Below are 9,435 nucleotides of genomic sequence, written 5' to 3' on the forward strand. Positions count from 1 at the left end.
CTCTTAAGAAAAATAAACCTTCCATAAATTGCAATTTCGACTTTCCTCTAAATTATAACCTTATCCCGAATTGACGTAAATTATATGATATACGAAAAGAATTAATCATTTTATTTGACTTTTTGTACATAAATCTATATAAGTGTACTGATTATATAATGAATAAAACAGTATGGATAAGGTGAAAGATAATAGTTATTTCTCAGAATTAAGAAGAGTGGTTTGGCCAATTGAAGGGCATGAAAATAAGAAGTTTCTGCCTATGGCAGCTATGATGTTTTGCATTTTGCTCAACTATTCCACCCTTAGGTCGATAAAAGATGGATTTGTCGTAACAGCTATTGGTCCTGAATCAATAAGTTTTGTAAAAACCTATGTCGTTTTACCAATGGCAATACTATTTATGATTGCTTATGTAAAGCTTTGTGACTTTTTAAAACAAGAAAATGTTTTTTACGCTGTAACCAGTTTCTTTCTGGCATATTTTATATTATTTACTTTCGTATTATACCCATATCCAGAGTTGGTGCATCCTAATCCTGAAACAATTGAGACATTAAGTAATGCGTATCCCAATTTTAAGTGGTTTATTAGGGTAGTTGGTAAGTGGAGTTTTGCAGTCTTCTATGCTATATCAGAACTTTGGGGAAGTATGATGCTTAGCTTATTATTTTGGCAATTTGCTAACCAAATTACTAAGACTGAAGAGGCAAAACGCTTTTATTCTATGTTTGGTATGTTAGCAAATTTATCTTTACCAGTTACTGCCATAATACTTTGCTATTTTTTAAGCACAGAAACTCAAATAGTTGCAGAACATCTGAAATATACTCCACTATTTGTTATTATGATGGGTAGTGCTGTAATTATCATGTTATTGTATAGATGGATGAATCAGCATGTTTTAACCGATCCTACTTTATATGACGCAACGAGTAAAGTAAGCAAGAAAGGTAAGGTTAAGCTATCTCTTATAGAAAGCTTTAGAATGATTTTTAGTTCAAAATATTTAGGGCTTATTGCCTTACTCATTATATCTTATAGTGTGTCAGTAAATCTTGTAGAAGGTGTATGGAAGTCAAAGATTCAGCAACTATATCCAAGCAAAGAAGACTATACCATGTATATGGGGCAATTTCAGGCTTGGCAAGGTGTGACAGCTATATTATTCATGGTTGTTGGCTCTAATATCTTAAGAAGGGTTTCTTGGTTCACTGCCGCGATGATTACTCCTATGATGATGTTAATTACTGGAATTGCTTTTTTTGCCTTCATCTTCTTTGATAGCACTATTGCGATGTATGTTACTGGTCTATTCGCTTCTGGACCTTTGGCAGTAGCAGTGATGATTGGAATGATTCAAAATATTTTAAGCAAGGCAACAAAGTACTCATTATTTGACGCTACCAAAAATATGGCATATATTCCTATTGATAAGGATCTTAGAACAAAAGGACAAGCGGCAGTAGAAGTGATAGGTGGTAGGTTCGGTAAATCTGGTGGTGGTATTATCCAGTCAACATTCTTTATCTTGCTTCCTACTTTTACCTTCGTTGAAGCTACGCCTTATTTTGCTGCTATATTTTTTGTTATCGTAATATTATGGATATACGCGATTAAAGTACTTAATAAGGAATATCAAGTTCAGATTAATAGCAAATCTGGAAGTTAGTTCTAATAAGGAAACTGCCTGCGGTAACTAATTAATTATATTTTGAGCTATTTTTTGGTGAGAATAGATATGATTTTTGTAGGAATAGTCTATCTATTTCAAGAAAGTCATGTTTATTCGCAACCAAAAAAAGCCAAATATAGAATTACTTTAATTGTTGCAGGCAGTCTCCTAGCATCGTCCATTGTCACTATCAAATTAGGATGCTACCTTAATCCATATATCCATCAACTGCTACTTTGTTCGGCGGCATATGACCTATCCTTCTGTCTAACAGACTAGAAAAACCACCTTCTTCATATCTCACTTTCTTTCGTCTAAAGAAGCTAGGAGTCTGCCTACAATAACTAAGTAATTCTATATTTGGCTCTTTTGGGCTGCAAATAAACATGATTTTCTTGAAATAGGTACATTATTTCTGCATAAATCATATTTATTCTCACCAAAAAATAGCTCAAAATATAATTAATTAGTTATTGCAGGCAGTCTCCTATTCCTCGTTGCGTCGTTCCGATCTCTTCCGGTCGTTAGGATTCAACATTGCCTTACGAAGTCTAATTGATTTAGGAGTAACTTCTACCCTTTCATCACTTTCGATATAGCTGATAGCTTGCTCTAATGTCATAAGGAGTGGTGGAATGAGCCGCATAGCTTCATCCTTACCCGAAGTCCTAACATTTGACAATTGCTTGGCTTTTAGAGGGTTGACCTCTAGATCATTATCCCGATTATGTTCTCCTATAATCATTCCCTGATATACTAGTTCATTAGGGTTTATAAACATTTTTCCACGATCTTCAAGATTCCATAGAGCATAGGCAACAGCTTCACCATCTCCATTGGAAATTAACACTCCATTACGCCTTCCTTCGATAGCTCCTTTATAGGGAGCGTAGCTATGGAAAACACGGTTCATAACACCGGTACCCCGAGTTTCAGTTAAGAATTGACCGTGATAGCCAATAAGACCACGTGATGGTCCTAAAAATGTTACTCTAGTTTTACCGCCGCCGGATGGACGCATATCAGTCATTTCTGCTTTACGTATGGCAAGTGACTTAACCACAACCCCAACAAAATCATCATCAACATCAACTTGGATTTCTTCAATTGGTTCTAATCTCTTCCCCTGTTCGTCCTCTTTGAATAATACGCGTGGTCTGCTGATTGATAGCTCAAAACCTTCACGCCTCATAGTCTCGATCAATATTCCTAATTGTAGCTCACCACGACCTGCAACTTGAAAAGCATCTTTTTCTTCAGTTTGGCTGACCTGTATTGCTACGTTACTTTCGATCTCTCTCATCAATCTATCGCCTAAAACTCTAGCGGTAAGTTTTGAACCTTCTCGTCCAGCAAGAGGAGAGTCATTTACTCCAAAGGTCATAGATAATGTTGGTGGGTCTATAGGTAAGGATGGCAGTGCTACCATTATCTCAGGAGCACATATCGTATCGGCTACAGTAGCGTTTTGAATTCCAGCAATAGCAATAATATCCCCAGCATATGCCACATCGATAGCTACCCGTTCCAATCCTCGGAATGAGAGTATTTTGCTTATTCGGGCATTTTCAGTTGTCATATTATCACGATTTAGGGCTTTAACATTTTGGTTGGTCTTAATTGTCCCACTATGGATACGACCAGTAAGTACACGGCCAAAATATGGGTTATATTCTCTAGTGGTAACAAGCATAGAAAAAGGAGCTTCGCTATCAGCGATAGGAGTAGGCACATGAGATACTATCAAATCAAAAAGTGGAGCAAGGTCTTTTTGCTCATCGTCTAAGTGACGCGATGCCCAACCGCTACGCCCTGAAGCATAGATAATAGGAAAATCTAATTGTTCATTATTTGCTTCTAATGCCAGAAATAATTCAAATACTTCATCGACTACTTCACTTACCCTTCTATCGGGGCGGTCAATTTTATTGATAACAACAATTGGTTTTAAACCAAGTTTTAGAGCTTTTGACAACACAAATTTTGTCTGAGGCATTGTGCCTTCAGAAGAATCAACTAGTAATATGACCCCATCTACCATAGTAAGAATGCGTTCTACCTCGCCACCAAAATCAGCGTGACCAGGAGTATCAACTATATTGATACGGATATCTTTCCACATCAGGGAGGTGCATTTAGCTAAAATGGTTATACCACGTTCACGTTCCAGGTCATTTGAATCCATAGCACGCTCTGCTACTTCCTGGTTTGCTCGGAAAGTTCCACTTTGCTTAAGCATATTATCAACTAGAGTGGTTTTACCATGATCAACGTGGGCGATAATAGCAATATTGCGAATAGCAGACATCAAAAACCTTTAATATATTTTTTTTAATTGCTGATTATATAGTATAATGGATCAAAATGGAATAGAGTTCTTATAGTGTTTATATAGTAATTTTATTATATATAGTCAATTCCGGAGAATTTGGGGCTAGGAGGCTGTCGGAAACAACTATAACACTTCATTTAAGTAATAATTTGTACTTGTAGAATTTGGAATTTTAGTTTATTAGATTATGAGTTTTTAGGTTTCCCGATAAGCTACCTATTGCAAAAATAATAAACTAAACATAAGAGAACAGATGTCAAAAAGACTATCATTATTATCAAAATCCCTCCATTTTAATTTTAGTAAACTAAAAGATGAGCCTTTGGAAAGAAAACTTAAACTAGAGCCGAAAATTAAATCTGGTAATACATTACTCTGTTTTGATTTTGATGGAACAATGGTAAAACACTCTCTAGAGCAGTTTCTTATTGATGCCTTTGTACCTAGTGCGAATTATTTAGAGAAGTTTCTAGCAAATAAAACAGAAAATGAACAAAACAAAGAACTATTAAGAAAAACATCAGATTTTATACCTCATGTAGATCGATTCCTAGCAGATGAAACAAAAGGTTGGAAAAACAAGGAGCTATTAGTAAAACTATTAAAAGCAGACTGTCATATAGCCATTGTATCTTTTTGCTCATATCCTGATGCCATCAAATATGCTCTTAAGCAGCTCTTAGGAAAAGAGGCAAGTGAAAAAATTCTGGTAGTGTCGTATCCCATTGGAAAGGATATGTCCAATATGGGTAAACAGAAACATATAGAAGAAGCTAAGGACTATTTTGGTATTGATGATAATCAAAATGTTGTTTTAATAGACGATAATCCCAATAATGGATATATAGCATCTAACAATGGAATACATGCAATACATGTTGGCAAAGATGATACCGAGTATTTAGATCAAGCTTTTAAAATAGTTGACAAGTGTACAGTTAGTCAAGATAGTTTAGATCAATCAACATCAACAGATAGTGCATTAGAACTGTCTGGGGATTTAACCTCTGATTCTGACATTTTATAGCTCTATCTACTGTATGAAGATGAAAAATATTTTTTGCTAAATCTATACCTATTGTGTTATATTCCATTTTGAAACAAATACTATAGTCAATTGATGAGAAGTTAGTGACGTCGTCCCTCGTTACTCCTGCTACCCAATTTTCTTGAATTGACTATAGGTTAAAATGGGAATTAGTATAAATCTCTAAAAAGGTCATATCGACAGTGGATACAAAGGATAATTCAGTTAAGTTTGATAGTGATGTGTTGAGAACAAGTCGTTTGCGTATAGCCAAATCAATTAATTCTACTTCTATTACTAAAGAAAAAATTGCTTGTATGTTAAAAGATAAATGGGGGCTATCAAACCTTATATGCGAAGAAATAGTCAAACAAATATTTAGCAATATCCAGCAAATGGCAAGCAAGCAAAGATTGACGTTAGTAGGTTTTGGCAGCTTTTGTACTAGCATAAAAAACCTAGACCTGGTATAAATTTTCATACAAAAGAGGCGGTGATAATTCCAGAAAAACAAGTAATACGTTTTATACCTGCTAAAAAATTAAAATTATTAATTAATAAAAATGCAGGATAAAAAATATTACTCCATTAGCGAAGTAACAAAACTTCTAAATATTCACTCTCACCAGCTAAGATATCTAGAGCGTATGTTGCCAAACCTAGCTATACATAAGATACGTAATAGACGATATTATACAAGCCAGGATATTGAATATTTGAAGACCCATATGGCAAACAAGAGTGTACCTCTAGAATTAGAGCAGCCTGCTGACCTATTAGATAATCAAATAAATAAGATTGATTATCTAATCAAAAATTTTTATGACTTATCATTAACTATCCAACAAATCCTCTCTAAAGTTGGGAATAACTCACCTTACGCATAAACCACATGACAATTTAAAAATTCCGGAAAAGTGCAAGATGTCATTGCAAGACCACTACGTGGTCGAAGCAATCCACATTCATTAGATTGCTTCGTCGCTAATAAAGTAGCTTCTCGCAATGACGCCAAGCTATTTTCTATATGACTTTTAAATGCCATGCATAAGGAGGTGAGTTATCACTATAAATCTATATGCTGTTTTTCATAGCTTTCATGTCGCTCTTGCGATTCAATACACAAAGTTGCAACGGGTCTTGCTTCTAAACGTTTTAAACCAATTGGTTCTCCAGTTTCTTCGCAATAGCCATATTCATTTTTTTCTATCCTTACCAAAGCCTCTTCTATTTTATCAATAAGCTTACGATACCTGTCTCTTGTTCGTAACTCTAGTGCCGTATCCGTTTCAATTGATGCCCGATCATTAAAATCTGGTTCATTCCAATTTTCTTCCTTGAGATGGTTTAAGGTTTCCCTCGATTCTTCCAACAAAGAACGTTTCCACTCAAGAAGTTTTTGTCTAAAATATTCTAACTGTTTAGGGTTCATATATTCTTCGTCGTTAGAAGGCTTATATCCTTCCAGTAAGGTAATTCTAGACATATAGGTTTCTCAATATTAAAAGTATGGATAATATAACGTATAACTAAAAATTATGGCAAGAAGATTATAATATTTTGCTATCAGATTTTGATATTGGGTGGGCATTATTATAAATATTCTCCAAATGTTTTAGACTAACCTTAGTATAACGCTGGGTAGTTGATAAGCTTTTATGCCCAAGTAATTCCTGAATAGACCTTAATTCTGCTCCATTTTCAAGTAAGTGTGTCGCAAAACTATGCCTAAAGGAATGAGCTGATAAATGTTCCGGTAAACCATAGAAGCGACGTAATCGTATTAATTCACGATTAAACACTGGAGCTTGTAATTTTTTACCCAACTTACCTAGAAATATTGGATCTTTTTCACCGATACTATAAGGTAATTTATTTAAATATTGTTCTATAAAATCTTTAGCTATTGGCGTCCATGGTATTATCCTCTCCTTTTTACCCTTTCCTGTTATTTTTATAAACTCTAAGTCTTGTAGATGAGATTTAGTTATCGATAATGCCTCAGATATTCTAAGCCCAGCAGCATAAATAAGCACCAATAGGGCTTTATTTCTCCATTCTACCCATTCTAAATCAGTAAAATTATCAATATGTTCAATAGATAATTGAGCGTCATCCTGCGATAAAGATTTAGGTAATATTTTAGCTTTCTTAGGACTTTTGATGGAAAAAATGGCATGGCAAGTAATATTAGTGGTCTTTTCTAGATATTTATAAAAATTCTTGATCGCCGACAAGCCTCTAGAATTAGAAGCTGCTAGGTAATTATCTTGCTGCCTTTTAGAAAGCCAGCTCCGTACTAGCCTTATATCAACTTGCCTTAGAGAATTAATGGTTATGATTTCCGAGTTATAATGATTTAGGAAATTTAGAAAATTTTCTAAATCATTTTTATAAGAAATTATCGTATGTTCCGAACAATTTCTTTGTAATTTCAGATATTTTTGCCATTTATCTATCAACTCTAATATTTCTTGTTGTTTTTTTTGAATCATCGATTATTTACCTATACAAAAATTACTAAATATTTCTCCTAACACTTCTTCAACGCTAATCTTACCAGTAACATTACTCAAACTTCTAATAGCCATTCTAACATCTTCTGTAGCTAACACTAAGTCATTTTCGCCATTAAAATTCTCATTATTGAATTTTTTTAAATATTCCAAGGCTTTTTCTATAAATGCTCGTTGACGTTGTCTAGTAATATGCGGGGTTTCGGTTAAACCAGCTATATTATGAGCAATATTTTCAATTTCCTTTAACAGACTATCCATCCCAATATTATCTTTTATAGAAATCTTTAAATAATTTTTCTTTAATGTATCTTTACATATATCTATTTGACACTTATCATCTAGCAGATCAATTTTATTGATCAATATTATTGTATTGTCATCAATTAAATTATCCAATGAGGGTGAGTTGCTTAATTTTACCGCATCAAGCATAACTATTTTGATATCAGCCATTCTTGCTGATTCAATTGCCCGTTTGATGCCTTCTAATTCTATTAAATCATTACTATCCCTTATGCCAGCTGTATCTTGTAATATAATTGGATATCCTCCAATATCTAGATGCCCCTCAATTATGTCACGAGTTGTTCCCTCAATATTTGAAACAATGGCAACATCTCTTTGCATCAAAAAATTAAGTAAGCTAGATTTACCAACATTAGGAGCTCCTAAAATGGTTAATTTAATGCCTGTTCGAAGTAATTCCCCCCGTCTATTATCGTCAAGATGTTTTATTATAGCATATTTAAGTTCACCACTAAGAGTCATAACCCTATTTAATATTTCTTGCGGAATATCTTCATCGGGGAAATCAATATAAGCTTCTAGTAAACCAATAATAGTCAGTAAAGTTTGTCTCCACCCATTATAAAGTGTTTCGAGTTCTCCTCCAACTTGCTTAACCGCCTGCCTATGTTGCCAAACAGTTTCAGCTTCAATTAAATCGGCAATACCTTCTGCCGCAGTTAAATCAAATTTACCATTTAAAAAAGCCCTACGGGTAAATTCCCCAGGCTCTGCCATTCTTAAACCTTCGATGGTTAACAATGTTTCAGTTAGCATAGCAGCAATTGCTATACTGCCATGAGTATATATTTCTACTACATCTTCTCCAGTAAAGCTAGCTGGAGCTTGGAAGTATGCTACAACTGCTTCATCAATTAATTCTTGATTCTTAGGGTTGATAAGTTTTTTACAGTACATGACTCTAGGAATAAACGTGGCATTATCATTTTTAATTAGGTGTTTTAATGCAACCAAGCTGTTAGATCCAGAAATACGAAAGACTGCAACACCAGCTTTTCCTGGTTTAGAGCTTTGAGCAAAAATAGTTTCCATGATGGTGCGAGCCTCTTGCTAAGTAATTTATTTTAATTATAATACATTAAATAGCTTAGTCTGGGATAAGAATTATGCTAATCTAAATAAGTTTTTGAGAATACAGGTGTTATTGTGAAGAGAACGAGGCGATCTATAAATTGTCATTCCAGTGTAGGAAGTTATCCCTGCGAAAGCAGGTATCTAGATTCCCGCTTACGCGGGAATGACAAGAGTGAGCGGGAATGATGGTATGGACGAGTGAAGCGAAATATGCTTTACTTGTACGGAGTCAGCTGAAAAATAGTTTTCAGCTGCTCCAAATTAAATAATAATTTAATTAATAGATCCATACCATGATAAATAATAGCATAAAAAATACTATAATAGGAATAGATTTAGCAAAAAATAGTATGCACTTGGTGCAAGTCGATCAAAATGGCAAAAAAATAGGTTACCAAAAAGTTACAAGAGATGAGTTAATAGCCTATTTAAGCAATCTCGATAAAAGTTCATTGGTAGCTATGGAGGCATGTGGAGGAGCTAATTATTGGTCACAGGAAAT

7 protein-coding genes and 2 pseudogenes are annotated in these 9,435 nt (G+C 34.3%); 5 read left to right on the forward strand and 4 right to left on the reverse strand.

Annotation, left to right across the window (positions count from 1 at the left end; genetic code table 11):
* Positions 1-172: 172 nt before the first annotated feature.
* The gene (locus RiCNE_RS04295; RefSeq protein WP_094649381.1) at positions 173-1,672 is read left to right on the forward strand and encodes an Npt1/Npt2 family nucleotide transporter; all 1,500 of its coding nucleotides are present in this window, start codon (positions 173-175) and stop codon (positions 1,670-1,672) included.
* 490 nt (positions 1,673-2,162) lie between these two features.
* Here the strand turns inward: RiCNE_RS04295 and typA are convergent, their stop codons facing one another.
* The gene (gene typA / locus RiCNE_RS04305; protein WP_094649383.1) at positions 2,163-3,983 is read right to left on the reverse strand and encodes a translational GTPase TypA; all 1,821 of its coding nucleotides are present in this window, start codon (positions 3,981-3,983) and stop codon (positions 2,163-2,165) included.
* Positions 3,984-4,260: 277 nt separating this feature from the next.
* Between typA and RiCNE_RS04310 the strand changes: the two genes are divergently transcribed.
* From RiCNE_RS04310 to RiCNE_RS04320, 3 genes and pseudogenes are all read left to right on the forward strand, one after another.
* Positions 4,261-5,034: a hypothetical protein gene (locus tag RiCNE_RS04310; RefSeq protein ID WP_094649384.1), complete on the forward strand. Its 774-nt coding sequence runs from the start codon at positions 4,261-4,263 to the stop codon at positions 5,032-5,034.
* Positions 5,035-5,351: 317 nt separating this feature from the next.
* Positions 5,352-5,608 (forward strand): annotated as a pseudogene (locus RiCNE_RS04315) (HU family DNA-binding protein).
* Entirely contained in the window at positions 5,598-5,921 is a 324-nt protein-coding gene (locus RiCNE_RS04320) for a MerR family transcriptional regulator (protein ID WP_094649385.1), read from the forward strand. Before RiCNE_RS04315 ends, RiCNE_RS04320 begins: the two are co-directional and overlap by 11 nt.
* Positions 5,922-6,100: 179 nt before the next feature.
* Here the strand turns inward: RiCNE_RS04320 and dksA are convergent, their stop codons facing one another.
* From dksA to mnmE, 3 genes are all read right to left on the reverse strand, one after another.
* On the reverse strand, positions 6,101-6,520 hold the full coding sequence (gene dksA, locus RiCNE_RS04325) for an RNA polymerase-binding protein DksA (protein WP_094649386.1): 420 nt from the start codon (positions 6,518-6,520) through the stop codon (positions 6,101-6,103).
* A gap of 64 nt (positions 6,521-6,584) precedes the next feature.
* Positions 6,585-7,529, reverse strand: coding sequence for a tyrosine recombinase XerC (locus RiCNE_RS04330; protein ID WP_094649387.1), 945 nt, complete (start codon positions 7,527-7,529; stop codon positions 6,585-6,587).
* Positions 7,530-7,532: 3 nt separating this feature from the next.
* Positions 7,533-8,891 (reverse strand): tRNA uridine-5-carboxymethylaminomethyl(34) synthesis GTPase MnmE, encoded by a 1,359-nt coding sequence (gene mnmE / locus RiCNE_RS04335; RefSeq protein ID WP_094649388.1) that lies wholly within the window; start codon positions 8,889-8,891, stop codon positions 7,533-7,535.
* Between the two features lie 335 nt (positions 8,892-9,226).
* Here mnmE and RiCNE_RS04340 point away from each other — a divergent pair.
* Positions 9,227-9,435 (forward strand): annotated as a pseudogene (locus RiCNE_RS04340) (IS110 family transposase); the annotation flags it as partial.

Origin of the sequence: Rickettsia endosymbiont of Culicoides newsteadi, assembly GCF_002259525.1 — a bacterium.
In the GTDB taxonomy this organism is placed as follows: Bacteria; Pseudomonadota; Alphaproteobacteria; order Rickettsiales; family Rickettsiaceae; genus Tisiphia.

Bases quoted from the DNA above. Each gene is read 5' to 3' on its own strand.
- RiCNE_RS04320 (WP_094649385.1), top strand. From the start codon at position 5,598: ATGCAGGATAAAAAATATTACTCCATTAGCGAAGTAACAAAACTTCTA.
- mnmE (WP_094649388.1), bottom strand. From the start codon at position 8,891: ATGGAAACTATTTTTGCTCAAAGCTCTAAACCAGGAAAAGCTGGTGTT.
- RiCNE_RS04295 (WP_094649381.1), top strand. From the start codon at position 173: ATGGATAAGGTGAAAGATAATAGTTATTTCTCAGAATTAAGAAGAGTG.
- typA (WP_094649383.1), bottom strand. From the start codon at position 3,983: ATGTCTGCTATTCGCAATATTGCTATTATCGCCCACGTTGATCATGGT.
- RiCNE_RS04330 (WP_094649387.1), bottom strand. From the start codon at position 7,529: ATGATTCAAAAAAAACAACAAGAAATATTAGAGTTGATAGATAAATGG.
- dksA (WP_094649386.1), bottom strand. From the start codon at position 6,520: ATGTCTAGAATTACCTTACTGGAAGGATATAAGCCTTCTAACGACGAA.
- RiCNE_RS04310 (WP_094649384.1), top strand. From the start codon at position 4,261: ATGTCAAAAAGACTATCATTATTATCAAAATCCCTCCATTTTAATTTT.